This is a genomic window from Pseudomonas sp. RC10, from assembly GCF_038397775.1.
GTDB classification, from domain to species: Bacteria; Pseudomonadota; Gammaproteobacteria; order Pseudomonadales; family Pseudomonadaceae; genus Aquipseudomonas; species Aquipseudomonas bambusae.
The window spans coordinates 3,257,788-3,283,437 of record NZ_CP151650.1 but is presented as its reverse complement, the minus strand read 5'-3'; the positions used below and the strand labels follow the sequence as shown (position 1 = coordinate 3,283,437).

At 62.3% G+C, this 25,650-nt stretch carries 24 protein-coding genes; 6 read left to right on the top strand and 18 right to left on the bottom strand.

All coding sequences use genetic code 11. The features are described 5' to 3' along the window. Positions 1 to 320: 320 nt before the first annotated feature. The 13 genes from phnP to phnC all read right to left on the bottom strand — a co-directional run bounded on the left by phnP (position 321) and on the right by phnC (position 10,942). Positions 321 to 1,070 (bottom strand): phosphonate metabolism protein PhnP, encoded by a 750-nt coding sequence (phnP, locus tag AAEO81_RS15170; protein WP_341964390.1) that lies wholly within the window; start codon positions 1,068 to 1,070, stop codon positions 321 to 323. After that, the gene (gene phnN, locus AAEO81_RS15165; protein WP_341964389.1) at positions 1,061 to 1,642 is read right to left on the bottom strand and encodes a phosphonate metabolism protein/1,5-bisphosphokinase (PRPP-forming) PhnN; all 582 of its coding nucleotides are present in this window, start codon (positions 1,640 to 1,642) and stop codon (positions 1,061 to 1,063) included. The genes phnP and phnN overlap by 10 nt, the downstream gene beginning before the upstream one ends. Then, complete coding sequence (locus AAEO81_RS15160) at positions 1,642 to 2,805, bottom strand: alpha-D-ribose 1-methylphosphonate 5-triphosphate diphosphatase (protein WP_341964388.1); 1,164 nt, start codon at positions 2,803 to 2,805, stop codon at positions 1,642 to 1,644. The genes phnN and AAEO81_RS15160 overlap by 1 nt, the downstream gene beginning before the upstream one ends. After that, positions 2,799 to 3,530 (bottom strand): phosphonate C-P lyase system protein PhnL, encoded by a 732-nt coding sequence (gene phnL / locus AAEO81_RS15155; RefSeq protein WP_341964387.1) that lies wholly within the window; start codon positions 3,528 to 3,530, stop codon positions 2,799 to 2,801. The genes AAEO81_RS15160 and phnL overlap by 7 nt, the downstream gene beginning before the upstream one ends. Before the next feature lie 34 nt (positions 3,531 to 3,564). Then, positions 3,565 to 4,380, bottom strand: coding sequence for a phosphonate C-P lyase system protein PhnK (phnK, locus tag AAEO81_RS15150; RefSeq protein WP_341964386.1), 816 nt, complete (start codon positions 4,378 to 4,380; stop codon positions 3,565 to 3,567). Continuing rightward, the gene (locus tag AAEO81_RS15145) at positions 4,377 to 5,264 is read right to left on the bottom strand and encodes an alpha-D-ribose 1-methylphosphonate 5-phosphate C-P-lyase PhnJ (RefSeq protein ID WP_341964385.1); all 888 of its coding nucleotides are present in this window, start codon (positions 5,262 to 5,264) and stop codon (positions 4,377 to 4,379) included. The genes phnK and AAEO81_RS15145 overlap by 4 nt, the downstream gene beginning before the upstream one ends. Then, positions 5,261 to 6,334 carry a carbon-phosphorus lyase complex subunit PhnI gene (locus tag AAEO81_RS15140; RefSeq protein ID WP_341964384.1) on the bottom strand — a complete coding sequence of 358 codons (1,074 nt, stop codon included), beginning with the start codon at positions 6,332 to 6,334 and terminating at the stop codon, positions 5,261 to 5,263. The genes AAEO81_RS15145 and AAEO81_RS15140 overlap by 4 nt, the downstream gene beginning before the upstream one ends. Continuing rightward, complete coding sequence (gene phnH, locus AAEO81_RS15135; protein WP_341964383.1) at positions 6,334 to 6,951, bottom strand: phosphonate C-P lyase system protein PhnH; 618 nt, start codon at positions 6,949 to 6,951, stop codon at positions 6,334 to 6,336. The genes AAEO81_RS15140 and phnH overlap by 1 nt, the downstream gene beginning before the upstream one ends. Beyond that, complete coding sequence (phnG, locus tag AAEO81_RS15130; RefSeq protein WP_341964382.1) at positions 6,951 to 7,418, bottom strand: phosphonate C-P lyase system protein PhnG; 468 nt, start codon at positions 7,416 to 7,418, stop codon at positions 6,951 to 6,953. The genes phnH and phnG overlap by 1 nt, the downstream gene beginning before the upstream one ends. A 14-nt stretch (positions 7,419 to 7,432) precedes the next feature. Further along, the gene (gene phnF, locus AAEO81_RS15125) at positions 7,433 to 8,137 is read right to left on the bottom strand and encodes a phosphonate metabolism transcriptional regulator PhnF (protein WP_341964381.1); all 705 of its coding nucleotides are present in this window, start codon (positions 8,135 to 8,137) and stop codon (positions 7,433 to 7,435) included. Positions 8,138 to 8,176: 39 nt separating this feature from the next. Continuing rightward, positions 8,177 to 8,965: a phosphonate ABC transporter, permease protein PhnE gene (gene phnE / locus AAEO81_RS15120; protein ID WP_341964380.1), complete on the bottom strand. Its 789-nt coding sequence runs from the start codon at positions 8,963 to 8,965 to the stop codon at positions 8,177 to 8,179. A gap of 78 nt (positions 8,966 to 9,043) precedes the next feature. Further along, positions 9,044 to 10,048, bottom strand: coding sequence for a phosphonate ABC transporter substrate-binding protein (gene phnD / locus AAEO81_RS15115; protein ID WP_341964379.1), 1,005 nt, complete (start codon positions 10,046 to 10,048; stop codon positions 9,044 to 9,046). A gap of 60 nt (positions 10,049 to 10,108) precedes the next feature. Beyond that, complete coding sequence (phnC, locus tag AAEO81_RS15110; RefSeq protein ID WP_341964378.1) at positions 10,109 to 10,942, bottom strand: phosphonate ABC transporter ATP-binding protein; 834 nt, start codon at positions 10,940 to 10,942, stop codon at positions 10,109 to 10,111. 289 nt (positions 10,943 to 11,231) lie between these two features. Here phnC and AAEO81_RS15105 point away from each other — a divergent pair, with 289 nt between their 5' ends. Then, on the top strand, positions 11,232 to 12,104 hold the full coding sequence (locus AAEO81_RS15105) for an alpha/beta hydrolase-fold protein (RefSeq protein ID WP_341964377.1): 873 nt from the start codon (positions 11,232 to 11,234) through the stop codon (positions 12,102 to 12,104). Positions 12,105 to 12,424: 320 nt separating this feature from the next. Here the strand turns inward: AAEO81_RS15105 and AAEO81_RS15100 are convergent, their stop codons facing one another. Together AAEO81_RS15100 and AAEO81_RS15095 are read right to left on the bottom strand one after the other, a co-directional pair. Further along, positions 12,425 to 14,317 (bottom strand): methyl-accepting chemotaxis protein, encoded by a 1,893-nt coding sequence (locus AAEO81_RS15100; RefSeq protein ID WP_341964376.1) that lies wholly within the window; start codon positions 14,315 to 14,317, stop codon positions 12,425 to 12,427. A gap of 389 nt (positions 14,318 to 14,706) precedes the next feature. Continuing rightward, positions 14,707 to 15,147: a VOC family protein gene (locus AAEO81_RS15095; RefSeq protein WP_341964375.1), complete on the bottom strand. Its 441-nt coding sequence runs from the start codon at positions 15,145 to 15,147 to the stop codon at positions 14,707 to 14,709. Between the two features lie 108 nt (positions 15,148 to 15,255). Between AAEO81_RS15095 and AAEO81_RS15090 the strand changes: the two genes are divergently transcribed. Further along, on the top strand, positions 15,256 to 16,116 hold the full coding sequence (locus AAEO81_RS15090; protein WP_341964374.1) for a LysR family transcriptional regulator: 861 nt from the start codon (positions 15,256 to 15,258) through the stop codon (positions 16,114 to 16,116). A gap of 50 nt (positions 16,117 to 16,166) precedes the next feature. Here AAEO81_RS15090 and poxB read toward each other — a convergent pair whose 3' ends face one another. Both poxB and mrdA read right to left on the bottom strand, forming a co-directional pair. Continuing rightward, positions 16,167 to 17,888, bottom strand: a complete 1,722-nt coding sequence (gene poxB, locus AAEO81_RS15085; protein ID WP_341964373.1) for a ubiquinone-dependent pyruvate dehydrogenase — start codon at positions 17,886 to 17,888, stop codon at positions 16,167 to 16,169. A gap of 150 nt (positions 17,889 to 18,038) precedes the next feature. Beyond that, entirely contained in the window at positions 18,039 to 19,973 is a 1,935-nt protein-coding gene (mrdA, locus tag AAEO81_RS15080) for a penicillin-binding protein 2 (RefSeq protein ID WP_341964372.1), read from the bottom strand. Positions 19,974 to 20,664: 691 nt separating this feature from the next. Here mrdA and AAEO81_RS15075 point away from each other — a divergent pair. The 4 genes from AAEO81_RS15075 to AAEO81_RS15060 all read left to right on the top strand — a co-directional run bounded on the left by AAEO81_RS15075 (position 20,665) and on the right by AAEO81_RS15060 (position 25,185). Next, the gene (locus tag AAEO81_RS15075; RefSeq protein ID WP_341964371.1) at positions 20,665 to 21,411 is read left to right on the top strand and encodes a gluconate 2-dehydrogenase subunit 3 family protein; all 747 of its coding nucleotides are present in this window, start codon (positions 20,665 to 20,667) and stop codon (positions 21,409 to 21,411) included. 6 nt (positions 21,412 to 21,417) lie between these two features. Then, positions 21,418 to 23,181 carry a GMC family oxidoreductase gene (locus tag AAEO81_RS15070; RefSeq protein ID WP_341964370.1) on the top strand — a complete coding sequence of 588 codons (1,764 nt, stop codon included), beginning with the start codon at positions 21,418 to 21,420 and terminating at the stop codon, positions 23,179 to 23,181. After that, positions 23,178 to 24,404: a cytochrome c gene (locus tag AAEO81_RS15065; protein WP_341964369.1), complete on the top strand. Its 1,227-nt coding sequence runs from the start codon at positions 23,178 to 23,180 to the stop codon at positions 24,402 to 24,404. Before AAEO81_RS15070 ends, AAEO81_RS15065 begins: the two co-directional genes overlap by 4 nt. 172 nt (positions 24,405 to 24,576) lie before the next feature. Continuing rightward, positions 24,577 to 25,185 carry an NAD(P)H-dependent oxidoreductase gene (locus AAEO81_RS15060; RefSeq protein ID WP_341964368.1) on the top strand — a complete coding sequence of 203 codons (609 nt, stop codon included), beginning with the start codon at positions 24,577 to 24,579 and terminating at the stop codon, positions 25,183 to 25,185. Here the strand turns inward: AAEO81_RS15060 and AAEO81_RS15055 are convergent. After that, positions 25,180 to 25,602 (bottom strand): helix-turn-helix domain-containing protein, encoded by a 423-nt coding sequence (locus tag AAEO81_RS15055; RefSeq protein WP_341964367.1) that lies wholly within the window; start codon positions 25,600 to 25,602, stop codon positions 25,180 to 25,182. The two genes, AAEO81_RS15060 and AAEO81_RS15055, sit on opposite strands and share 6 nt — an antisense overlap. Positions 25,603 to 25,650: the final 48 nt, after the last annotated feature.

Genomic DNA, 25,650 nt, shown 5'->3' with positions numbered 1-25,650 from the left:
AACGTTGTCGCTGTCCATTGATTCCATTCACTGCGCACACAGATGCAGCCGCAGTCAGCATTCATGCGCTGCTCGCTCAAGCGGTTTGAACATTTCAGAAGACATTGCACGCGCTGCGTGAAACAACGGGCAAAACTGATGGGTACAGGAGGCGGAATGTAGGCCTCGTTTGGAAAGTGTAGTTAGGCCATTGCACGCGCAAACCGAAATGACGGCAAAGCTGACGAGCGGTGTGCCCCCTTATGTAGCAGCACGGTTTGCCGGCGGTCACGCTCTCAAGGACGTCGCCACCGGCAAACCGTGCGACGACGGAAAGAACGTTAAACCTGCATCCCGTCCCGAGCGACGATCACATGCCCCGGCAATTCCCTTTCATGGGCCATTAACCACGCATCCAGCGTATGCCCCACGTGGGTCAACACGCCCTGCCCCGGCTGCAAATCCTCGATGATCTGCAACGCAAGGTTCAGGTCATTGTGATTGCGCGGGGTCTGGGGTTGGGGCGGCATCGAGCAGTCGAGGATCAGCACGTCCACTGCCCGCTCACGCAGGTACGCGGCGGTGTCGTTGGGCAAGCCCACGGTGTCGGTGAGGTACGCAGTCCGGCGTCCGCCGCCTTCCAGCAGATACCCCAGCGTCGGTTTGGAATGCAGCAACGGCAAGGCCGTCACTTGAAGCTCACCAAACGTTCGCGACTCGAACGCGGCGAACGGTTGGCTGAAATCGAGAATGCCCGGGTGCTTGTAGAGGTCCGACAGCCCTTCCGGGTCCGCCGGGCCGTGTACCGGGATCACCAGCCCCTGCCCCCAGCGCAGATGGAGCAGCCCTTGCGCGTGGTCGGCGTGGTAGTGGGTCTGGAGAATGCCGCTGAAGCTGCGCGGCGGAAAACGTTCGGTGAGGTCAGGCAGGCCGCTGTCGATCAACCAGCGTTGCTCCCCCAGTTCGACCAGTGCCGAACACGGGCGTCGGCGCAGGCGTGGATCGGCGTAGGCCGCTTCGCACGCAGGGCACTCACACCCGTAGACCGGCACCTGTCGCGCATCGCCGGTCCCCAGCAACGTCAGGCGCATGCGTGCTCCCGGTCGAGACGTTGCAATAAGCGGTCGACGGTCTGTTCCAGCGCGCCGGAGTTGTCCAGCAAGAGAATCGATGCGCCGTTCGCGGGCCCCGCAGCGGCCAGCAGGTCATCGGCAAACTGCGCATTGCGCGACAGCCGTGCCTCGACCTCCTGCGCCGACTCCCGGCCCCGTGCCAATAATCGCTCGCGCAGGACCACCTGATCGACACTCAGCAACACCACCCACAAATCGGGATAGCGCGCCCGCGCCTGTGGCAGATGCCCTCGCGAGCCATTGATCAAGACGTCGTGGCCGTCAGCGAGCCATTGATCGATCTCGTTGGGAATCCCGTAATGCAGGCCGTTGGCGGACCAGCTCAGGGCAAACGCGCCCTGAGCCTGCATCTCGGAGAATTGCTCGACGCTGACGGCCTGCGCCGCCTCGCCCTTGGCTTCCGCAGAACGGGTGATGACCCGCCGCACGATCCGGCAGCCCCGAGAGGCCAGGGGTTCACGCGCGGCATCCAGCAGGCTGTCCTTGCCCGAACCGGACGGTCCGATGAGATAGATCAACCTGCCTGCCATCAGAAAACCCTCTTCGCTTGTCGCCAGACCTGCTGAATCACCGGCAGGGTGCCCACGGCACGGGCATGAATCAGATCGGCGCGCAGGCCGACGCGGATCTCGCCACGGTCCTGCAGCCCCGCCGAACGTGCCGGCGCCAGGCTTACGGTGGTGACGGCTTTTGCCAGCCCTGCGCCCGTCTGCGGCTGATCGTCGTCCAGTTGCGCACCGAGGGTGAACGCGGCCTGCAACAGACTCGCCGGATAGTAATCGCTGGAGAGAATATCCAGTAGCCCTTCTTTAGCAAGGGTCGCCGCCGCGATGTTGCCGGAGTGCGAGCCGCCACGGACGATGTTCGGCGCGCCCATCAGCACGCTCATGTCCAGACGACGGCAGGCCTGCGCCGCTTCCAGCGTGGTCGGAAATTCGGCGATGGTCATGCCGTAGCCTGCGGACTCCTCGACGTGCTCGACCGTCGCGTCATCGTGACTGGCCACCGACAGCCCACGCGCCAGGCAGATGTCGACGATGGCCTTGCGGTAGCGGTCACTGTAAATCTTCGAGTTGGCGACCTGCTCGACGATGAATTCATCCATCTGCTCTGTGCTCAGGTGGTATTTGCCCATGTAGTACTCACGGTACTTGGCTTCAAGGGCGAACTGACGCTGACCCGGCGAATGGTCCATGGTCGACACCAATTGCACCAGCGGCTGCTCCACCAGATCGCGGAACACGCTCAGGGTGTCCGGGTGGCAGACTTCGCAGCGCAGGTGCAGGCGATGTTCCGCGCGGGTGGTGTCAGTGGCGTTGGCGCGGGCGATGGCTTCGACCATCCCCGGCAGTTGCTGCATGCGCTTGCCCTTGGGGTTGACGTCGCCGATGGACAGCGCATCGAACACCGTGGTGATGCCCGCCGCGATGATCTGCGCGTCGTGGCTGATCACCGCCGAGGCCGACGGCCAGTCCACGCCGGGGCGCGGGCTGAGGTGTTTTTCCAGGTTGTCGGTGTGCAGCTCGACCAGCCCCGGCAGCAGGTAATCGCCATCGAGGTTCTGAGCCTGAGGCAGATAACTCACGCCGGTCTGCACGTCACTGATCATCCCGTCCCGCAGGACGACGGTGCCGGTGAACACCTGATCGGCAGTGACGATGCGGGCGTTGGTCAGGATCTGTTCGTTCAGCATTGCAGCAACTCCTTGGCCGTCAGGTGCTTGTCGGGCAGTTGTTGAGGGGTCATGTCGAGCACGCGGTCGGACACCGCTTCGCGGGCCAGGCGGTCGTGGAAGATGCCGATCAGCGCGGCACCGGCGTGCTTGGCTTCGTTGATCAGTTCCAGCACCACCGCACGATTGCTGTCGTCGAGCGACGCCGTGGGTTCGTCGAGCAACATCACCGGCCACGGCACCATGAAACCCCGGGCGATGTTGACGCGCTGTTGCTCGCCGCCGGAAAAAGTCCCCGGCGCCAGCTGCCACAGGTTTTGTGGAATGTTCAGCCGGGCCAGCAGCAGTTCGGCGCGGGCCTTGGCCTCTTCGCGGCTCCAGCCACGGGCCAGGGCCGGTTCCATCACCACGTCCAGCGTCGCGACCCGGGGGATCACCCGCAGAAACTGGCTGACGTAGCCCAGCGTCTGCCGACGCACTTCCAGCACTTGCCGAGGCTCGGCACCGACCAGTTCCAACCATTGGTTCTGGTGCATCACCCGAATGCTGCCGCCCGCAGGCAGGTAGTTGCCGTACAGCGTGCGCAGCAAGGTGCTTTTGCCCGCGCCGGAATGCCCGTGCAGCACCAGGCATTCGCCGCCGCGCACCGAGAAATTCAGGCCGCGCAGCACGTTGAGCACCACCCCGTTCTGCTGATGCAGGGTGAAGGTTTTCGAGAGGTCCTGGACCTCGATCAGCGTGTTCATCAAAGCCACTCCAAAAGTCGGGTCAGGGCTGCATTCAAGGTTGCAGCACGGAAGACACCAGCAACTGCGAATACGGGTGCTGCGGGTCGTCGAGGATCTGATCGGTCAAACCGGTTTCGACGACGTGGGAGCGGCGCATCACCATCAGCCGGTCGGCCAGCAGGCGGGCCACCGCCAGGTCGTGGGTGACGATGACCACCGCCAAGTCAAGCTCACGCACCAGGCCGCGCATCAGGTCGAGCAAGCGCGCCTGCACCGACACGTCGAGGCCGCCGGTGGGCTCGTCCATGAACACCAGACGCGGGCCGGACACGAGGTTGCGGGCAATCTGCAAACGCTGTTGCATACCGCCGGAAAAGGTCCGCGGCAGGTCGTCGATGCGCGCCGGGTCGATCTCCACCTGATTCAGCCAGTCCAGCCCCGCTGCGCGCAGTTGCTGGTAATTGCGCACGCCCTGAGCCATCAAGCGTTCGCCGATGTTGGCGCCTGCCGAAACCGCCATGCGCAGACCGTCGCGAGGATTCTGTTCGACGAAGCCCCACTCAGTGCGCAACAGGGTGCGGCGCTGGGCTTCGGTGGCGCTGTAGAGGTCCAGCCAGTTGCCATGCGTGTCGCGGTAATCGATGACGCCGCTGTCTGGCGGGCAACGGCCACTGAGCAGCGACAGCAGGGTCGATTTGCCCGAGCCCGACTCGCCGACGATGCCCAGCACTTCGCCGGGGTACAGGTCGAAACTCACGTTCTGGCAGCCCTTTTCCGGGCCGTACAATTTGCCCAGGCCCTTGACCTTGAGCAGCGGCTGGCTGCGATCGGTGATCGCCTCCGGTTGCAGCTTTCTGGCAGCGATCATGGCTTCGCCCTCCCCTCGTTGACCCGTTGCGCGCAATAGTCGGTGTCGGAACAGACGAAGCTCTGGGTGCCTTGATCGTCGAGAATCAGCTCGTCGAGGAACGAGTCATGGCTGCCGCAGATGGCGCAGTTGTGTGTCCATTTCTGCACTTCGAAGGGGTGATCCTCAAAGTCCAGGCTGGTGACGCGGGTGTACGGCGGAATGGCGTACAGGCGCTTCTCGCGACCGGCGCCGAACAGCATCAGCGCCGGGTTCATGTCGAGTTTCGGGTTGTCGAATTTCGGGATCGGCGACGGGTCCGTCACGTAGCGCTCGTCCACCATGACCGGGTAGGCGTAGGCCGTGGCGATGTGGCCGAAGGTGGCGATATCTTCGTACAGCTTGACGTGCATCACCCCGTAATCATTGAGCGCGTGCATGGTGCGGGTTTCGGTTTCCGAGGGCTCGATGAAGCGCAGTGGCTCGGGAATCGGCACCTGCAAGACCATGATCTGATCGGCGTGCAGCGGCGTTTCCGGCATGCGGTGGCGGGTCTGGATGATCGTCGCGTTCGGGGTGCGTTCGGTGGTTTCGACGCCAGCGGTGCGGGCGAAGAAGCGGCGGATCGACACCGCGTTGGTGGTGTCGTCAGCGCCCTGGTCGATGACCTTGAGCACGTCTTCGGCGCCGAGGATTGCGGCGGTCAGCTGCATGCCGCCCGTACCCCAACCATAGGGCAGCGGCATTTCACGGCCGCCGAACGGCACTTGGTAACCGGGAATCGCCACGGCCTTGAGCAGACCGCGACGGATCATGCGTTTGGTCTGTTCGTCCAGGTAGGCGAAGTTGTACGCCTCGTCGCGCTGCGGGCGAGGTTGTTGTCGAGGGTCAGTGGCGGCGTTCATTGGGCCGACTCCTTTGCAGGCGCGCGCAGCTTGCGGACCAGTTCCAGTTCCGCCTGGAAGTCCACGTAGTGCGGCAGTTTCAGGTGCGACACGAAGCCCGAGGCATCGACGTTGTCGCAGTGAGCGAGGACGAATTCTTCCTGTTGCGCGGGCGAGACGACTTCTTCGGCGTACTCCCCGGCGCGCAGCGAGCGGTCCACCAGTGCCATGCCCATGGCTTTGCGCTCGGCGTGGCCGAAGGTCAGGCCGTAGCCCCGGGTGAACTGCGGCAGCTCGGTTGCGGAGCCGACGAACTGGTTGACCATCTCGCACTCGGTGACCTCGATGGCGCCGATGGCAACCGGAAAGCCCAGCTCTTCCGGCTCGATCCACACCTCGACCTCACCGACGCGAATCTCCCCGGCAAACGGGTGATTGCGGCCATAGCCCCGTTGGGTCGAATAGCCCAGCGCCAAGAGAAACCCCTCGTCGCCACGGGCCAGCGCTTGCAGGCGCTCGGCACGGCTGGCCGGGTATTCCAGCGGCTCGCGGGTGATGTCGGCGACCGGTGCGCCCATGTCCGGTTCGTCCTTGATCAAGCCTTCTTTCGCCAACAGACCCGAGACCCGAGGACAGGCCCCGACGGTGGCGTCAGGGCGGGTTTGCGGACCGGGGAACTCGCCTTCCGCCAATAGGGTGAAATCCAGCAGGCGGTGGGTGTAGTCGAAGGTCGGGCCGAGCAGTTGACCGCCGGGCACGTCCTTGAAGGTTGCTGACAAACGACGGCTGATCTGCATCGCCGAGGTGTCAATAGGCAGGCTCGCGGCGAAGCGCGGCAGCGTGGTGCGGTAGGCGCGCAGCAGGAAGATCGCTTCCACCAGATCGCCCGCTGCCTGCTTGATCGCCAGCGCGGCGAGTTCGGTGTCGTACAGCGAGCCTTCGGTCATCACCCGGGCGACGGCCAAGGGCAATTGCTGACGAATCTGCTCGACGCCCAGCTCTGGGACGGACGTGTCACCCCGGCGTTTTTTCGCCAGCAGCGCGTGAGCGTTGTCGATGGCCTGTTCGCCACCTTTCACGGCAACGTACATCAGGCACCTCCATTCGACAGGACGCGGGTGCTGCGCGGCAGTCCCATCAACTCGCTGCCCGCAACGAAGAACACGTCGATGCCACGGGGAAAATCGTTGCGTGCGCTGCGCTCGGCCCAGAAGGCGTCCTGCAACGGCAGGCTGACGTGGTTCTTGCTTTCGATGCCTGGCCCTTGCCACGCCAACTGGCGACCGCCTTGCAGGCTCGGCAACTGAACCAGCAGCGTGCAGGACTGATCGGGGTAGCGGTCGTTGCCCAGGTCGAAGCCGCTCAGGTCATGGAGCTGGCTGTCATCGAGCAAGGCGAAGCGAGCGTTCTGCCGGTCACTGACGATGGGGCAGCCGCAGTGAAAGGTCAGGTTGGCGCGAATCGCCTGGGTGTCGAACGTCGGCGCCAGCCACAGCGGCGTGTCGACGTCCAGCAAGGCGAGGCACAGGGCGTGACTGGCCGAAGCGAGGCCTTCGAGGTGCGGCGGGATTTGCGCCGAGGACAGGCTCTGGGCCACGCCAGGCCCGGCGAGGGCCTTGAGGGCAGCGCGGAAACTGCGCTGGGCGTCCAGCACCGGGTCGGCGAAGGCAGGCTGTAAAAGCGAAGCGGTGGCGAGCGTCGTGTTCATCAGTTTTCTCCTCGAACCAGCGTGAAGAAGTCCACCTTGGTCGCGGCGGTTTCGGCGTGTTGTTGGGACCGGCGTTCGGCGTGGGCCTTGGCCAGCGGTTCGATCAGTTCGCGCAGCCAGTGGGCCTGTTGCGCGCCTTGCAGGTGAGCGTCGGCCAGGGCGGCCAGTTCGGCGTGGGCCTTGTCGCGCCCGCCCAGGTAGCTGTAACCGGTGCGCCCGTCGCCGAGGCGCACCACGCAGCGGGTCACGGTCATCTCGCCGAGGTTGAACGCTGCCCCGCTGCCGCCCATGCGTCCACGGACCAGAGTCATGCCAATTTCAGGCGCGCGGATCAGCTGATACTCGACGTCGCGCAGGGCGTCTTCGTGGGGCAGCAAATCCTGGCGTTGGGTGCGGGACAACACGCCGATCCAGTGCTGGCGTGCTGCGTGTTCGGGGGACGTGGTGAAAGCGGATGAAGCAGTCATCGAGGGCATCTCCATCAGGTGACGATCTGATACTGGAAGCGGTCGGAACGGCTGGTGGAATGGGCAATCTCCACCGGGTGTCCATCGGCATCGCGGGATAGGGTGAGCACCGTCAGCGCGGGCAAATGACGCGGCATCAGCAATACGCTGGCCTCTTCGCGACTGGGCAGGCGAGCGCCGATCAGGCTGAAGGTGCGGGTCAGCGGCAGGTCGCGAGACGCGAGGTACTGACGCACCGAGCCGCTTTTGTAATCGGCCACCAGCGCGGCACGGCTGGCGCAATAGCGGTGGCGGATCAGGCTCACCGGCTGGCCATCGAGGCGGCGCAGGGTTTGCAGTTCGATCAGCGGCGCGTGTTCTTCAAGGCCTAGGTGTTCGGCCTCTTCGCGGGTCGCGACACAGTGACGACGCTGCAGCAACACCGCCTCGACGCCGTGCCCCAAGGCCGACAACGACTGGCTGTAGGCGCTCTCAGCAGCCACCGGGTACACCAGCGGACGGCCCAGCACTTGGGTGCCTTTGCCTTGGCGGCGCAACAGGCTGCCTTCGCGCACCAGTTCGTCGATGGCCCGGCGCACGGTGTGGCGGTTGACGTCGAAGCGCGCGGCCAACTGAGTTTCAGCGGGCAGGAACTCACCCGCGATGTAGTGGTTCAGCTCGTTGCGCAGGGTGTCTGCGAGTTCGCGGTAGACGGGTTCGGATTGTCTAGACAAGTGCATGGCTAAAAAAAGGGTTCGCACCCTCTCCTGTCGTGATCGTTAGATGAACTGCTTGCGCAGGCGCTGGGAGAAGATGTCGATGACGCTGACCACCACGATGATCACCAGCAGCACCGAACAGGTCTGGGTGAACTGAAACGCGCGGATGTTTTCCCAGAGGATCACGCCGATGCCGCCTGCGCCGACCATCCCCACCACCGTCGCCGAGCGCACGTTGGATTCGAAGCGGTACAAGGCGTAGGAAATCCACAGCGGCATGACTTGCGGGATGACCCCGAAAATCACTTCCTGCAAGGCGCTGGCACCCGTGGCGCGCACCCCTTCCACCGGACCGGGATCGATGGCTTCGACGGCCTCGGCAAACAGCTTGGCCAGTACGCCCGTGGTGCTGATCCACAAGGCGAGAACACCGGCGAACGGGCCAAGACCGACCGCGACCACGAACAGCATCGCGAAGACCATTTCATTGATGGAGCGGAAGGCATCCATGACCCGGCGCAGCGGTTGATGAATCCACCACGGGGTGATGTTGTCGGCGCAGAGCACGCCCAGCGGCACCGAGCAGACGATCGCCAACAGCGTGCCCCACAAGGCGATGTGCACCGTGACGATCATCTCTTGGAGGTACGAGCGCCATTCGTGGAAATCAGGGGGGAAGAAGTCGGCGGCGAAGGTCGCCATGTTGCCGGAGTCGCGGACCAGCGCCAGCGGGTTCATCTCGGCGCCGTGCCAGGCCCAGGCCATCATCGCGAAGAAGATGCCCCAGCCCAGGTATTGCGGCCAGGTGCGCTTGCCGACGGGGTCAGCGTATACAGCATGAGTGCTCATGACAGAGTCCCGGTGTCTATGGGTTGCAGCGGACGCGACGGTTTGACCACCGCGCCTGCCGATCGGCCAGTGAGCCGATTAGCCCGCCTTGGCGGTGTTCTGTTTTTCCAGCTCGGTGATGCGGTCTTGCAACTTGGTCAGGCCGGCGTCGATCTCTTTCAGCTTCGCGCTCTTTTCATCGGCGCTCAGGCTGGTGCTGGCGGTGGTTTCGGTCTTCTGCTTGAACAGTTCCAGCTGGCGGATGGTCAGCAGCTGGTCGTCCGAGGACTTGAGGAACTTGCCCATCTGCATGTTCTTCAGCACAGCCTTTTCTTCGTCGGTATCGCCGTAATTGGCGAAGAAATCGCGGACCTTGTTTTTGGTTTCATCGGACATGCCCTTGCGCCAGACCATCGGGTCGGCCGGGATGATCGGCGACTTCCAGATCACCTTGAGCTTGGCCGCGCTTTCCGGCTGGGTGACTTCCAGACGGTCCCAGCTCTCGGTGTTGAAGGTCGCGACGTCCAGTTGGCCCTTGGCGACGCTCAGGGCGTTCACTTCGTGGCTGGAGTTCAGGGTGCGTTTGAAGGCGGTGGCGGCATCGACGTGGTTCTTGGCGAACACGTAATAGCCCGGCACCAGGTAGCCGGACGTGGAGTTCGGGTCACCGTTGCCGAAGGTCAGTTCCTTGGCGTGCTTGAACATGTCGTCGATGGAATTGATCGGGCTGTCCTTGCGCGCAATGATCACGCTCCAGTAGCCCGGTGCGCCGTTGGCCGCCGCAGTCTGGGCGAAGATCTCGCCACCGGAACGGTCCACGGCTTCCATCGCCGCCTTGTTGCCCAGCCAGGCCACATCGACCTTGTTGAAACGCATGCCCTGGATCAGACCCGCGTAGTCGGAAGCGAAGGTGGCGTTGACTTTCAGGCCGGTCTTTTTCGACATGTCGTCGAGGAACGGTTGCCAGACGCTTTTCAGGTTCTGCGACGACTCGGTGGACATGATGCCGAAGTTGAGGGCGCTTTCATCTGCGTGCGCGGTGCCCGTCAGGCAGCCAGCGACGAGAGCGGCAGACGCGAACACGCGACCGATACGGTTCAACATGGAGAGCTCCTGGAACATGGGTTGAGGTGTTGTTGTGGGGTGCTGTTCTGTGATGAACAATCAGGCCCGGGCCAGCGCCAATCGCGGGGGCTGGCTGGGATGGCGGCCCTGATCGGCGAACATCAGGCTGGCGTCGGCATCGGCGCCGTAGAGGTCGTTGAGGAACTGGCCATTGAGCTCAGCGCCATTGCCGTCGAAATGAATGCGGCCACCCTTGAGCGCCACGGCCCGTGGGCAATAGCGCACGGCGTAGTCCACTTGGTGCAGGGTAACGACCACGGTCTTGCCGTCCTGGCGGTTGATGTCAGCAAGGATTTCCATGACCTTGCGGGCGGACTCGGGGTCCAGTGACGCGATGGGTTCATCGGCCAGAATGACTTCGGCCTGCTGGGTCAATGCGCGTGCGATGGCGACCCGTTGTTGCTGACCGCCGGACAAGGTCGACGCGCGTTGCTGAGCGAGGTCCGCCAACCCGACGCGGTCCAGATTGGCCATGGCGCGGGCCTTTTCCTCGGCGTTGAACATCCCGAGGCTGCCACGCCAGCGGGGCACGCGACCCAGGCAGCCGAGCAGGACGTTGTCCAGCACGCTCAGGCGATTGACCAGATTGAATTGCTGAAAGATGTAGCCGATGTCGGCGCGCAGACGGCGCACCTGGCCATTGAGGCGCCCCGCCGCCTGAACCTCACGGCCCAGCACGCGGACGCTGCCACCGTTGTTGCGATCGCAGCAGGCAAGTCCGGCCAGATGCCGCAACAGGGTGGACTTGCCCGATCCGGAAGCGCCGATCAGCGCCACCATTTCTCCGGGTTGTATAGACAATGCGAGGTCAACCAGAGCGGTTTTGCGGGCAAATGTCTTGTTCAAACGGTCGACATGGATAGCTGGGTTCATGGGGCTTCTCTTGTCATGTGTATCGGTTCCGGCGTCCTGCCAGGGGTGAATGTCAGCCGCCCGGTCCGTCCTGGAACGTGCTCGGTGCGACCGACATTAGAGAGACCATGTGGCATTTCCATGACCCGTGGATGAACCTCGGATAACAGTTCGTTGACCATTTGATGCAAGATTTTTCGCGGATTTTGTCGACATGTTCGCGCAAAGTGCCGGTTCAGGGCGCACGCGGAATAGACAACCGGCACGCGCCGGGGCACGCTGGTGAACCCTCACTTTCCGGCACGCTCCGATGAACTGGATGAAATCGCTGATCGTTATCGTGCTCGGCGCGCTGCCTTTGCTGGCAATCGCCGACCATCAGGAGACTCACCCCTTGGCTGAAACCGGCTCTGCCCACTACCGCTTCGAACGTCTGAACATCGACTCCCCCGATCATCAACGGCATTACCGGCTGGACATCGGCATCCCGCGCAGTGCACCGCCCGCTTCGGGCTACCCCGTCATGTATTTGCTGGACGGCAACAACGTCATGGCCGAGGTGCAGGACGACTGGCTGGGTGAATTGAGCGCAGGCGCCCCGCCGCTGCTGGTGATGATCGGCTACGACATCGACGGGACCTACGACGGCGAACAGCGCACACGGGATTACACCGGGGAGACGTCGAAGGCGTTTCTGGAATTGATCCTGGCGACGATCAAACCTCAGGTGCAGGCGCGGTACAGCCTCGACCTGAAACGGCAGACGCTCTGGGGGCATTCGTTCGGCGGACTGTTCACGCTCTATGCTTTGCTGCAGCGACCGGAAGCGTTCCAGACCTGGATCGCCGCCAGCGCCTCGCTCTGGTATCAGCCGATCACCTACGACAACGGCATGGCGCTGACGGCGTTTCCCGCAGGCACAACGCGCATGGTGCGGCTGGTCAAGGGGGAACGTGAAGGCAAGCCGCCCATCGCGCAATTCGACGGGGGTTCCGAGGAAAGAAGAAAGGCCATGTCAGCGGTGCCCAAGGATGCCAACCGCTTGTTGGCGGAACACCTGGCGCAACTGCCGGGAACCGAGGCGAGTTACCAGCCATTCAACGGCAGGAACCATGGACAGATGTTCGGCACAGCGTTGCATCTGGGATTGCGCAGGGCTGCCGGATTGCCTGAACAGCCTTGATAGCAGGCTCGCCTGACAGTCCGCCTTCGCTGCCGTCGTGCCTCCGGCTGCTCCCACAGGTTCGGTATCAGGCACAACATCCCACGCGCCACAGATCCTGGGGGAGACGCCGGAGGCACGACGGCAGCGACGCGGTGGATCATTGAAGCCTGTATCGCCTGACACTCCGCCTTCGCGGCCGTCGTAACCTCCGGCTGCTCCCACAGGTTCGGTGTCAGGCTCAACATCCCATGCGCCACAGATCCTGTGGGAGACGCCGGAGGCACGACGGCAGCGAAACGGTTTAACAGGCGACAGGCCTGTCACAGACGAACCGCTTCTCAAATCCGGAACGTCCCCACCAGATGCTGCAACCGCGCCGCCTGATGTTCCAGGTGGGTACAGGCGTCCAGCGTTGATTTGAGGTTGTCGACCCCTTCCTGGTTCAGCGTGTTGATTTCGGTGATGTCGACGTTGATGGACTCCACCACCGCAGTCTGCTCTTCCGTCGCCGTTGCCACCGACTGGTTCATGCCGTCGATTTCGCCGATGCGGCGGGTCACGCTGTTGAGGCGTTCGCCGGCCTGGTTGGCGATGGTCACGCTGCTTTCACTCTGACGCTGACTTTCGGTCATGTTAACCACCGCGTCGCGAGCGCCGACTTGCAGCTCTTCGATCATGCCTTGGACCTGCTGCGCCGAATCCTGGGTGCGGTGCGCCAGATTCCGCACTTCGTCCGCCACCACCGCAAAACCACGACCCGCTTCACCCGCACGCGCCGCTTCGATGGCCGCGTTCAGCGCCAGCAGGTTGGTCTGTTGGGAAATGCCGGTGATCACCTCCAGAATCTGGCCGATGTTGGCGGTCTTGGCGTTCAGCGTTTCGATGTTCACGCACGATTCGCTGATTTTGTCCGACAGCTGATTCATCGCCTTGATGGTCTGGGTCACGACGCCCTGGCCTTCGCTGGCCAGTTGCGTGGCCTCGCTGGAATGCTGCGACGCGAGCGCGGCGTTCTGCGCGATTTCCTGGGCAGCGGCGCCGAGCTGGTTGATCGCGGCGGCCACGCTGCTGGTGCGGCTGGCCTGCTGATCGGAGTTGCCCATGGACGAGTTGGACGCGCCGACCACACGGGCCGCGACTTCACCCAACTGCCCCGCCGTGGACGCCACTTCGCGGATCGAGCCATGAATACGCTCGACAAACCGGTTGAACGACTGTGCCAGCGCGCCGAATTCGTCTTGCGACACGATCGACAGGCGTTTGGTCAGGTCGCCCTCGCCGTCGGCGATGTCCTGCATGGCGCGACCCATCTGGTGCAGCGGCTGCATCAGGACGCGAATCAACAAGCCCAGCAGCACCATGATGATCGCCACGGCGATGACCATCGCGGTGATGGCCGAGGAACGGAATTCACTGAGCATCGAATAGGCGGTGTCCTGGTCGAGCACCAACGCCACGTACCAGTTCGCCGAGGACAGGCCTTCGACCTTGGTGAACGAGATGAACTGCGCCTTGCCACCGGACTCGATCTGGTACACGCCGGGCACGATTTTCGGTGCGCCGTTCGGGTAGGCCTCGCTGACGTTCTTGAGCAGCAGTTTGCTGTCCGGGTGAATCAGGATTTTGCCGTCGGCGCTGACGATGTACGCATAGCCGTGCCCGCCGAAGTTCAGCGAGTTGATGGTCTTGCTGATGGCGTCCAAAGCAATGTCTGCCCCCGCGACACCGATCATCTGACCCTGCTGACGCACCGGCGTGGCCAGCGTCACCACCAGCTTGCCCGACGACGCGGCGATGTACGGTTCGGTGACGATGATGCCTTGCGCCGCATCCGCTGCTTTGTACCAACCACGGGCACGAGGGTCGTAATCGGCCGCACGGTTGCCCGCAGGCACCGAGAACATCAGGCCGTCCTTGCCGCCAAAATAGCTCAGCTGGAAATTGTCGCCGTACACCGGCAGACCAACAATGCGCTGCAGGCTGCTCGCGGATGGACCGTCGGCCGCCACTTGCTGGGCCATGGAGTTGAGGAGTTGAGTCCGACTGTCCAGCCACGTCTGGATGTTTTGCGTGGTCAGACTTCCCAGTTGTTGTAATTCGGCGTCAACGTTGTTCTTGAGAGTTTCACGCTGGCGGTAATCGTTGACCAGGATGAAACAGCTAAAAGCAACAACAACTATCAATGCAGCGGCCAGCAGGATCTTTCTGCTGAAACCCAGACTTTTGATCATACGATTGTGTCCATAACCAAGAATGACAGCGACGGGAATGCGTGGCCGGTCAGGCGCGCGCCGGGCTTTTTACGGGTTTAAGCGGAGAAAGGGAAGACGCGGCCTGAAATATACTTCGGCCGGTAATGAAAGGAGTTGAGACCGGTCGTCGATGAAACTTATCGGTCACTTCATAGACGTAGAAAGAACATCTAAAAACGCTGAGACATTCATCTAACAATGTTTAAGCGGGATCCAATTATCGTTTGAAAATGCCGCATTACTGTAGGAGCGCGCTTGCCCGCGATTGCGGTGATCAGGTCGCATAATTGCCGCTGACACACCGCCATCGCGGGCAAGCGCGCTCCTACACTGATTGCGCGGCCTAGCAAACGCCAATGCGTAGGTCTTTATTTCGCAAACAACTGCCCGATGTCCTTGAACGCCTTGAACTCCAGCGCATTGCCGCACGGGTCGAACAGGAACATGGTCGCCTGCTCACCCACCTGGCCCTTGAAGCGCACGTAAGGTTCGATCACGAACTTCACGCCCTGCCCCTTCAAACGCTCCGCCAGCGCTTCCCATTCTTCCCAGCCCAGCACCACGCCAAAATGCGGCACCGGCACGTCATGGCCATCCACCGCGTTGCTGCCCGCGTGGGCCTGGGAATCGGTTTTCGGGTGTTCATGGATCACCAGCTGGTGACCGAAAAAATCGAAGTCCACCCAGTGATCACTGGAGCGGCCTTCCGGCAGGTTGAACACGCTGGCGTAGAAGTGCCGCGCAGCCGCGAGGTCGTACACGGGGATGGCGAGGTGAAACGGCGAGATGGTCCGGGTGGTAGCGGTCACGGTCAATGTTCCTCTTTTCGGGATGCCACCATCTTTACCCATTGATTCCTTGATTGAAAGATCATAATTTTCGCGTCGAGTCACAATAATTTCGATCAGTGAGTTGCCATGATTCGCGAGCTGAAAACCTTTCTCACAGCCCAGCGTCTGGGTACGTTCGTAGCGGCGGGCAATCAGATCGGCCTGACCCAATCGGCGGTCAGTGCGCAAATCCGAACCCTGGAAAAAGCCTTGGGCACGACGCTGTTCGACCGCAGTGGTCGCAGCGCCACGCTCAACGCGGCCGGGCAGCGCGCGTTGCCAATGGCGCAGGACATTGTCGAGCGGTTCGAACGCATGGCGGCGCCGACGGCTGATACCGGGTATTACGGCGAACTGGTGATCGGCGCCATCGCCACCGTGCAGACCGGGCTGCTGCCCGCCGCGCTGGTGCAGCTCAACACGCTGGCGCCGACCGTCGAAGCCAAGGTGGTGCCCGGCGTGTCGCAGACGCTGCTGAACCGCGTCGACGCAGGGGAAATCGACGTGGCGATCCTGATCCGCCCGCCCTTTTCGCTGCCCAAGGAACTGCACCTTGAGGTCATCGAGCGCGAGCCTTTCGTGCTCATCGCCCCGGCCTCTGTAAAAGGAGACGACCCGCTTGAACTGCTCCGCGAACAGCGTTTCGTGCGCTATGACCGACATTCGTTCGGCGGACGGCAGGTGACCCGTTTTCTGCGCGAACAGAAGATCGAGACCCAAGCGGGCCTGGAACTGGATGAAGTGGACGCGATTGTGCGAATGGTCGAGGCAGGATTGGGGGTGTCGCTGGTGCCAAAGGCCGGGCTTTGGCTGGAGCGCGCAACGCAGATCAGGGTCATCGACCTCGGCGCCCTGACCTTCTACCGCGAACTGGCCGTGGTGATGCGCCATGCCAATCGGCAATTGCCGTTGCAGCGATTATTTCGTGAGTGCTTGAACGTGGTGTAAAGCACCTGTAGCCGTCCGGCCTGGCGGGCAGCTACAGATAGCCCTGCGCGCTAGCGGAAGTTGGTTTTCGCCAATTCCAGCACCTGATCGGCCTTGCCGCTCATCACCGCCTTGAGCATGAACAGGCTGAAACCCTTGGCCTGGGCCAGTTTGATTTTCGGCGGCAGGCCCAGTTCCTGTTTTGCGGTGACCACGTCCACCACCACCGGGCCCGGATGCTCAAAGGCTTTTTTCAGTGCGTTGGGCAGGTCGGCCGAATCTTCCACGCGAATCCCGAGAATGCCCGCGCCGATGGCGATGTTGGCAAAGTTGGTGGCGTTGAAATCGGTGTCGTGAGGCACGTACCCGCTGGCCTGCATCTCCATTGCGACAAAGCCCAACGAGCTGTTGTTGAACACCACGATTTTGATCGGCAGGTTGAGCTGGCGAATGCTCAGCAAGTCGCCCAGCAGCATCGACAGCCCGCCATCGCCACACAGCGCCACCACCTGGCGTTGTGGAAACGCGGCTTTCGCCCCCAACGCCTGAGGCATGGCGTTGGCCATGGAGCCGTGGTTGAAAGAACCCAGCAGGGAGCGCTGGCCGTTCATGGTCAGGTAGCGCGCCGCCCACAACGTCGGGGTCCCGACATCGACGGTGAAGATCGTGTCCGGGTCGGCGTAGGCATCGACCATGCGCGTCAGGTACTGCGGATGAATCGGCTCGCCGTGAGGCGAAGGCGTGGCCAGTTCGTCCAGTTCTTCGCGGGCCTTGGCGTAGTGATCCAGCGCCTTGTCGAGAAACTTGCGGTCGGTGTGCGGCTTGATCCTCGGCAGCAGCGCGACGATGGTTTCGGCAATACCGCCCTCCAGCCCAAGGGTCAGCGGTACACGACGACCGAGGGCCGCCGCGTCGATATCGATCTGAATGATGTTGGCTTTTTCCGGGTAGAAATTGCGGTACGGAAAGCTGCTGCCCAGGACCAACAGCGTGTCGCAGGACATCATCGCGTGATAGCCCGAGCTGAAGCCGATGAGGCCGGTCATGCCCACGTCGAAGGGGTTGGCGTATTCGATGTATTGCTTGCCGCGCAGGGCGTGGACCACTGGCGCGGACAGCTTTTCGGCCAACGCGACGACTTGATCGTGTGCCTCGGCACAGCCCGAACCGGCCAAAATCGTCACGCTTTTCGACTTGTCGAGCAGCGTCACCAGTTGCTGCAAATCCTTTTCGGCGGGGATCACCCGCGCAGGGCTGACGTCGACCCACGCCGGTTTGGCTTCAGGCGCAGGCAATAGCGCAACGTCGCCCGGGATCACAATCACCGCGACGCCCCGCTCACTGATGGCCGCACGCATGGCCCGTTCCAGCACGCGAGGAAACTGCTCGGCACTGTTCACCGCTTCAACGAAGTGACTGCACTCCTTGAACAGTTCGGTGGGGTGGGTTTCCTGAAAATAGTTGAGACCGATTTCCGAGGACGGGATCTGCGCGGCAATCGCCAGCACCGGCACGCGACTACGGTGGCAGTCATACAGGCCGTTGATCAAGTGCAGATTGCCCGGACCGCAACTGCCTGCGCAGACCGCCAGCTTACCGGTGGACGCGGCCTCAGCCCCGGCAGCAAACGCGGCGACCTCTTCGTGGCGAGTGTGCATCCACTTGATCTTGCCCAGCCGTTCGAGGCTGTCGGTCAGCCCGTTCAGGCTGTCGCCGCTCACCCCCCATATCTTGGAAACGCCTGCGGCGGCGAGGGTCTGGGCGAGGTAATCGGCGACGGTTTTGCTGGACATGGGGCGGGTTCCTTGTCGAGTCGAAAAGTCGGCGCGACGCAAAAGGCTGCGTCGCGCATCGTTTCAAATCGACCCGCAGGGTGGGTCACAGTTCAGTGGGAATGGGGAACGAACGGCCAACTGCTACAGAGGAAGTCCAACAACCCTGCGTCACACCGGCGGCTGCACCACCGCCTTGCTCGGCGCGGCGATTTGCTGCTTCGGGTTGACCGGCGGCGTCGCGGGCGTGGCGTATTGCTGTTTGAGATGACCGTCCGAATCCAGCAGCCACGCATCAAGAATCTGCCGCACCACCGGGCCTGCCACTCGTCCACCCGCTTCACCGTTTTCGATCATCACCGCCACCGCGATTTTCGGGTTGGCGGCGGGCGCGAAGCCGACGAACAAGGCGTTGTCGCGATGGCGTTCCAGCGTTTTGTCTCGGTTGTAGCGTTCGCCCTGTTTGATCGCCACCACCTGGGCCGTACCGCTTTTCCCGGCGATCCGGTATTGCGCGCCCTGGGCTGCCGCGCGGGCGATGCCTCTCGGATCGTGCATCACCGCCTGCATGCCGTTGTTGACCTGATCCCACTCACGGGCATCGCGCAGCACGATGTTCGGCATCGGGTGCTCGTCCACTGGTGGCACGCCGCCGATTTCCTTGGCCAAATGCGGACGGTTCCAAACGCCCTTGTTGGCGATCAGCGTCGTGGCCTGAGCCAGTTGCAGCGGCGTGACCTGCATGTAGCCCTGGCCGATGCCGAGGATCACGGTCTCGCCCGGGAACCACGCCTGGCGACGGGTGATGCGCTTCCATTCCTTGGACGGCATGAGGCCCGCCGACTCTTCGAACATGTCCAGCGAGACCTTCTGACCGATGCCAAACATCGTCAGATAATCGTGCATTCGGTCGATCCCCAGCTTGTGGGCCAAGTCATAGAAATAGGTGTCGTTGGAACGCATGATCGCCGCGTACAAATCCACCCAGCCGTCGCCGCTGTGGTTCCAGTTGCGGTATTTGTGGTCGAAGTCCGGCAGCTGGAAATAGCCCGGATCGAACACGCGGGTGGACGGTGTGATGATGCCGCTGTCGAGCCCGGCAATCGCGACTTCAGGCTTGATGGTCGAACCCGGTGCGTACAGGCCGCGCAGCACGCGGTTGAACAGCGGCCGGTCCACCGAATCACGCAGCGCCGAATATTCCTTGAAGCTGATGCCGGTGACGAACAGGTTCGGGTCGAAACTCGGCTTACTGACCATCGCCAGCACCTCGCCGGTCGCCGGGTCGATGGCTACGACGGAACCGCGACGATCCCCCAGCGCTTCTTCGGCGGCTTCTTGCAACTTGATGTCCAGGCTCAGGGTGATGCTTTTCCCCGCCACCGGGTCGTGGTGATTGAGCACCCGCAACACGCGGCCCTGAGCGTTGGTTTCCACCTCTTCGTAGCCGACGTGGCCGTGCAGCTCGTTTTCATAGAAGCGCTCGACGCCGGTCTTGCCAATGGACTGGGTGCCCCGGTACTCGACCTGATCCAGCTGCGTTGCTTCTTTTTCGTTGATACGACCGACGTAGCCGATGGAATGGGCGAAATGTTCGGCCAACGGGTAATGACGAACGAACTGCGCCTCGACATCCAGCCCCGGCAGACGGAACTGGTTCACCGCCAGCAGGGCGATCTGCTCTTCGGTCAGCTCATAGAGCAGGGTGACCGGCACGAAGCGATGGGGCGAGTTCTTCATCGCCTTGTCGAAAATGATCCGGTCTTCGTCGGGCAGGTTGAGGATCTGCATCAACTCGTCAATGACCGCATGCCAATCCCCCGCCCGCTCGCGGGTCATGGTCAGGTTAAAGCTGGGCCGGTTATCGGCGAGGATCACCCCATTTCGGTCGTAGATCAGCCCGCGTTCCGGCGGGATCGGCAACACGTGAACGCGGTTGTTTTCGGAAATCGTCGAGTGATAGGCGAACTGGGTGACTTGCAGGAAGTACATCCGGCAGACCAGGGCAATGCTGAGGATGACGACGAAAAGCGCACAGGCGATCAACCGCTTGTTGACCAGCCGGGTCTCCTTTTCATGGTCCTTTAAGGGAATTGGATCGGGCATTTCTACAGCTACTCGGTGAAAAGATGAACAGTACACACAGCGTCCGTTCTCGGTTCGCCGGACGCAAATGGCGTGCACGATACCAAGAAGCGCCCGGCGTCATGGACCGTTCTTCATGAAAATCCTGTCATCTACGCAGAAAGCGCCGAGGAGTATCGGTGAGGTGTCAGGCCGCTTTCGCATGACGAGTTGTTAAAAAAGAACAATTTTGTTACGCGATCCTTATCAATGCTTGACCCACACCCGGATCAGCCATTCCGATAAAAAACGGATCAGAATTCGCGGCTTTTTTTGCGGGTCGAGGGTGGGGAGCCTAAACCCTCCTGGCACAACGGTTACAGCGTTCTTGAACATTTGTGCGCTGGTTTGCGGGGAAACGCCGCACACCAAGACAAAAAGCCTACTGTTGCAATATCAGCAACAGTCATTTGCAGAATTCACAGGATGCAACAGCCGGTAACACATCTATGATTGCGCTTCGCGTGGAAAAGATGACCGGCGGTCATGGCGATTCCCCGCTCAGCGTGCGCCTTTCGCCCGTCGGGCTGCCAGAGACCCAATGTCACACCCACCGAAGCATTGATCCTCGGCACTAAAACAACTCGCCGAACCCAACCGTGAATACGTACGACGCCCCCCGACCGGACCCTCCTTGCGATGGCCCGCGAAGGTGCGTTCTCAGGAGCCTTGCATGACAGAAAAACCCAAGGGCCTCACCCGCCGCCAGTTGCTGAAGTCCTCGGCAACGACGCTGGCCGTGGGCGCTGCTGCCACCGCCAAGGCGGCCACCGTTGTCGGTGTGCCGGAGTGGGTCCCCTTCGACCACAACGGTCCGATGCATTACGACACCCCCGGCTGGCAGTTCTTCACCGCCGCCGAAGCCAGCGCGGTGGAGGCCATCGTGGCGCGCCTGATTCCGGCGGACGAGCTGAGCGTGAGCGGCAAAGACGCCGGTTGCGCGGTGTTCATCGACCGTCAGCTCGCCGGTGAATACGGCACCTTCAGCCGTCTGTACATGCAAGGCCCGTTCGAGAAAGGCACCCCGATGCAGGGTGATCAGTCCGAACTCGTACCCCGCGACCGCTACCGTCTGGGTCTCGCCGGGCTTGAGAGCTACTGTCAGAAGCAATTTCAGAAAAGCTTCGCCGCCCTCGCCCCGGAGCAGCAGGACAAGGTGCTGACGGGCCTGGAAAAGGGTGAGGTCGTCCTCGACGGCATCGACGCCAAGCTGTTCTTCCAGCAAGTGCTGGGCAACACCATGGAAGGCTTCTTCGCCGACCCGGTCTACGGCGGCAACCGCGACATGGTCTCCTGGAAAATGATCGGTTTTCCCGGTGCCCGGTACGACTACCGCCCCTACATCGCTCAGCACAATCAGAAGCTGAACCTGGTGCCGCTTTCCATTTCCGGTAGCACCGCCTGGACCAAGAAGGGTTAATTCGACATGGCCAAAAAACTACCTTCCACGGACGTCGTGGTCGTCGGACTCGGCTGGGCCGGGTCTATCATCGCCAACGAACTGGCGGATGAAGGGCTGAACATCATCGGTTTCGAACGTGGCCCGTGGCGCGACACCGCCGCCGACTTCAACATCGCGTCCGCCGCTGACGAACTGCGCTACAACCGTCGTCAGGACCTGATGCTGCGCACGCGCCAGAACACCACGACGATTCGCAACAACGTCACTGAAACCGCGCTGCCGATGCGCAGTTGGGGATCGTTTCACCCCGGCAATGGCACGGGCGGCGCAGGCAACCACTGGGCGGGCATAACCTTCCGCTTCCAGCCCCATGAATTCCGTCTGCACAGCTACCTGACCGAGCGTTACGGCAAAGAGCTGTCGCCCGAATTGACCCTGCAAGACTGGGGCACCGACTGGGACGAAATGGAGCCGTTCTACACCAAGTTCGATCGCCTCGCAGGCGTGTCGGGCAAGGCCGGCAACATCAAGGGCGTGATCCAGGAAGGCGGCAACACCTTCGAAGGCGCGCGTTCGGAGGAATACCCGAACCCGCCGACCGAGCAGACTTACGCGCCGACGCTGTTCGCCGAAGCCGCGAAAAACCTCGGCTACAAACCCTTCCCGGTGCCTTCGGCGCTGGTGTCCAAGCCTTACGTCAACTCCCTTGGCGTGGCGATGGGCCCGTGCACCTATTGCGGGTTCTGCACCAACTACGGCTGCGCCAACTATTCCAAGGCCAGCGCCATTACCACCGTATTGCCGGTGCTGATCCGCAAGCCAAACTTCACCGCGATGACCAACTGCGAAGTCCTGCGCGTGACCCTGGACAGCAGCGGCAAACGCGCCACCGGCATCGTTTACATGGACGCCAACGGTGACGAGTGGGAACAGCCCGCCGAACTGGTGGTGATCAGCGCGTTCATCTTCGAAAACGTGCGCCTGATGCTGCTGTCCGGCATCGGTCAACCGTACGACCCGGTCACCAACACCGGCACCACGGGCCGCAATTACGCCTACCAGACCGCCAACAGCGTGCGGATGTTCTTCGATGACAAGAACTTCAACCCGTTCATCGGCGGCGGCGCCATCGGCATGGGCATCGACGAGTTCAACAACGACAACTTCGACCACTCGGGTCTGGGGTTCGTCGGCGGCGGCAGCACCCGGGTCACCCCGATTGGCGCAGCGCCCATCGACTCGCGCCCTCTCCCGCCCGGCACCCCGGCGTGGGGTTCGGAATGGAAGAAAGCCACGGTCAAGAACTACGCCGCCAACATGTCCATCGGCTGTGAAGCGAGCAGTTACGCGACCCGCACCAACTACCTGTCCCTCGATCCGACTTACAAAGACCCGCTGGGCCGTCCGCTGCTGCGCATCACCTTCGACTTCCCGGAGAACGACCGCAAGATGGCGGCCTACGTCACGGGCAAGGTCGGGGAAATCGCCAAGAGCATGAACCCGCGCCAGATGGTGCCGAGTTCCCAACAAGGTCACTGGAACAGCGCGCCGTACCAGTCGTCGCACATCGTCGGTGGCTTCATCATGGGCGCCGATCCGAAGAACAGTTCGGTCAACAAATACCTGCAAGTGTGGGGCGTGCCGAACCTGTTCGTGGTCGGTTCGTCAGCCTTCCCGCAAAACCCTGGCTACAACCCGACCGGCACCGTCGCTGCGTTGGCTTTCAAAGCAGCGGATGCCATTCGCACCCGCTACCTCAAGCGTCCAGGGGAGATGATCAGCGTATGAAGACGCTTCTGACTGCCTGTGCGGGCTTGATCGCACTGTCCGTTTCCCTGGCTCACGCCGAAACCGGCGCGGATTCCTACAACCTCGTGCAAAAAGGCCGCTACCTGGCCACGGTCGGCGACTGCACCGCGTGCCACACCTTGCCGGGCAAGCCGCTGTTCTCCGGTGGCGTGGTGCTCGACACGCCATTCGGCAAACTGGCCGGCGCTAACATCACGCCGGACCCGGTGAATGGCATCGGTCGCTGGACGTTTGACGACTTCCAGAACGCCATGTCCAAAGGCCACGGTCTGGACGGCAAACGCCTGTATGGCGCCATGCCGTACACCGCGTACACCAAGGTGCGTCGCGAGGACAACCTGGCGATTTTTGCGTACCTGAAAACCGTCGATGCGTCGGACCACAAGGTCGAAACCAACCAGTTGCCCTTCCCGTTCAACGTGCGCACCAGCCTGATCGGCTGGAACCTGCTCAACTTCAAGGAAGGCGAATTCAAGGCCGATCCGCAGAAGTCCGAGCAATGGAACCGCGGTGCGTATCTGGTGGAAGGCCTGGGCCACTGCGGCACGTGCCACACGCCGAAGAACATCACCGGCGGTGACAAGGGCGGCCAGTTCCTGACGGGCGCCAACCTGCAGAACTGGGTGGCACCGAACATCACGTCCACCGGCCACGACGGTCTGCAGGCCTGGAATGAAAACGACATCGTTCAGTACCTGAAAACCGGCGCCAACCGCTTCGACATCGCTTCCGGGCCGATGGCTGAAGAGGTGGAACACTCGTCGCAGCACTGGAACGATCAGGACCTGATGGCCGTTGCCGTCTACCTCAAAGACGGCGCCAAGCCGGTGGATGCGCCGAAACCGGTTGCGGCCACGGACGCCTCAATGGTCGCGGGCAAGGCGATCTACGCTGACCGCTGCTCGGCATGCCACACGCCGAACGGTGAAGGCGCTGCTCACCTGTTCCCGAAACTGGCCATGGCCCCGCTGATCAACAGCAACGACCCGTCGTCGCTGATCCGTGTGGTCTTGGCCGGCAGCCGCGCAGGCGCCACCGACGCGGCACCCACCGCGCCGGCGATGCCTGCGTTCGGCTGGAACCTGTCGGATGACAACGTCGCCGACGTCCTGACCTACGTGCGCAACACCTGGGGCAATGCTGCGCCCGCGGTGTCCAGTGCTGAGGTGAAAGACGTGCGTGAGGCGTTGACGCCGAAGTAAGTTTCGGACGCTGTACTGCAAACGAAAAATGCTTGGCCCCATCACTGAGGCCAGGCATTTTTTATGGGGACGGCTTTTATCCAGTCGCCGCCCTTTCCGGAATTTCATCGTCCCGCCCACGGTCTTCTGCTATCACTGATGCTCACGCTCCCATCACGCAGAGGCCACGACCATGCCGCATTTGCTCTACATCGAAAGCTCACCCCGCAAACAACGCTCCGCGACGATCGAGGTCGCCAAGGCTTTCATCGATGCCTGGCAGGCGCAGCACACCATTGCCACGGTGGACACGATGGACGTGTGGAATGAACCACTGCCCGCCTTCGACGGCGCGACACTGGACGCCAAATACGCGGGCATTCAAGGCGTGGAACGCACGCCTGATCAGGCGGCGGCCTGGGCCCGCATCAGCGAGCTGGCAGAGCGTTTCCTCAAAGCCGACATCATTCTGTTCGGCGTGCCAATGTGGAATTTCGGCATCCCCTACACCCTCAAGCATTTGATCGACGTGGTCAGCCAGAAAGACCTGCTGTTCACCTTCGACGAGCGCGGATTGAACGGCCTGCTCGGTGGCCGCAAGGTGGTGGTCATCGCCGCCCGTGGTGCACCGCTGGACCGCGCCGAACACCAGATCGCCTACATGACCACCTGGAGCGAAATGGTCGGCATCGACGAACAATTCAACATCGTCATCGAGAAAACCCTGCTCGGCCCGGACGTGGACGCCGAGTCCCGCCAGACCGCGACCAAAGCCGCCATCGACCTCGCCGCCACTTTATAACGGCTCGGCCACTTCAACCCCGCGAGCCTCCCGCGCTTCCAGAATGCGCGGCAGGTTCTGCTCGATCCACGTGGTCAGGCCGTCGACCTGCAACGCCACTTCCTTGCCCATGGGCGTCAGCGTGTATTCAACGTGAGGCGGGACGACGGGCAGCGCCTTGCGGTCCACGAAGCCGTCCTGCTCCAGACTTTGCAGGATTTGCGAGAGCATCTTCTCGCTGACCCCGCCGATCTTGCGGCGCAGCTCGCTGAACCGGTGCATGCCATCCAGCAGCACCACCAACACCAGCACGCCCCAACGGCTGCACACGTGATTGAGAATTTCCCGGGACGGGCAATCCCGGGCCAGCACTTCGCCCATGCGAATGCGTTCGAGAAGGGAAACGTTTTCGCTGGAGGGCGCAGAAATATCGTTCATGACACTTACCTTTTTGTACGTACTTACGAAAGGTTAGCATGCCCTCTA

Bases quoted from the DNA above. Each gene is read 5' to 3' on its own strand.
- phnP (WP_341964390.1), bottom strand. From the start codon at position 1,070: ATGCGCCTGACGTTGCTGGGGACCGGCGATGCGCGACAGGTGCCGGTC.
- phnN (WP_341964389.1), bottom strand. From the start codon at position 1,642: ATGGCAGGCAGGTTGATCTATCTCATCGGACCGTCCGGTTCGGGCAAG.
- AAEO81_RS15160 (WP_341964388.1), bottom strand. From the start codon at position 2,805: ATGCTGAACGAACAGATCCTGACCAACGCCCGCATCGTCACTGCCGAT.
- phnL (WP_341964387.1), bottom strand. From the start codon at position 3,530: ATGAACACGCTGATCGAGGTCCAGGACCTCTCGAAAACCTTCACCCTG.
- phnK (WP_341964386.1), bottom strand. From the start codon at position 4,380: ATGATCGCTGCCAGAAAGCTGCAACCGGAGGCGATCACCGATCGCAGC.
- AAEO81_RS15145 (WP_341964385.1), bottom strand. From the start codon at position 5,264: ATGAACGCCGCCACTGACCCTCGACAACAACCTCGCCCGCAGCGCGAC.
- AAEO81_RS15140 (WP_341964384.1), bottom strand. From the start codon at position 6,334: ATGTACGTTGCCGTGAAAGGTGGCGAACAGGCCATCGACAACGCTCAC.
- phnH (WP_341964383.1), bottom strand. From the start codon at position 6,951: ATGAACACGACGCTCGCCACCGCTTCGCTTTTACAGCCTGCCTTCGCC.
- phnG (WP_341964382.1), bottom strand. From the start codon at position 7,418: ATGACTGCTTCATCCGCTTTCACCACGTCCCCCGAACACGCAGCACGC.
- phnF (WP_341964381.1), bottom strand. From the start codon at position 8,137: ATGCACTTGTCTAGACAATCCGAACCCGTCTACCGCGAACTCGCAGAC.
- phnE (WP_341964380.1), bottom strand. From the start codon at position 8,965: ATGAGCACTCATGCTGTATACGCTGACCCCGTCGGCAAGCGCACCTGG.
- phnD (WP_341964379.1), bottom strand. From the start codon at position 10,048: ATGTTGAACCGTATCGGTCGCGTGTTCGCGTCTGCCGCTCTCGTCGCT.
- phnC (WP_341964378.1), bottom strand. From the start codon at position 10,942: ATGAACCCAGCTATCCATGTCGACCGTTTGAACAAGACATTTGCCCGC.
- AAEO81_RS15105 (WP_341964377.1), top strand. From the start codon at position 11,232: ATGAACTGGATGAAATCGCTGATCGTTATCGTGCTCGGCGCGCTGCCT.
- AAEO81_RS15100 (WP_341964376.1), bottom strand. From the start codon at position 14,317: ATGATCAAAAGTCTGGGTTTCAGCAGAAAGATCCTGCTGGCCGCTGCA.
- AAEO81_RS15090 (WP_341964374.1), top strand. From the start codon at position 15,256: ATGATTCGCGAGCTGAAAACCTTTCTCACAGCCCAGCGTCTGGGTACG.
- poxB (WP_341964373.1), bottom strand. From the start codon at position 17,888: ATGTCCAGCAAAACCGTCGCCGATTACCTCGCCCAGACCCTCGCCGCC.
- mrdA (WP_341964372.1), bottom strand. From the start codon at position 19,973: ATGCCCGATCCAATTCCCTTAAAGGACCATGAAAAGGAGACCCGGCTG.
- AAEO81_RS15075 (WP_341964371.1), top strand. From the start codon at position 20,665: ATGACAGAAAAACCCAAGGGCCTCACCCGCCGCCAGTTGCTGAAGTCC.
- AAEO81_RS15070 (WP_341964370.1), top strand. From the start codon at position 21,418: ATGGCCAAAAAACTACCTTCCACGGACGTCGTGGTCGTCGGACTCGGC.
- AAEO81_RS15065 (WP_341964369.1), top strand. From the start codon at position 23,178: ATGAAGACGCTTCTGACTGCCTGTGCGGGCTTGATCGCACTGTCCGTT.
- AAEO81_RS15060 (WP_341964368.1), top strand. From the start codon at position 24,577: ATGCCGCATTTGCTCTACATCGAAAGCTCACCCCGCAAACAACGCTCC.
- AAEO81_RS15055 (WP_341964367.1), bottom strand. From the start codon at position 25,602: ATGAACGATATTTCTGCGCCCTCCAGCGAAAACGTTTCCCTTCTCGAA.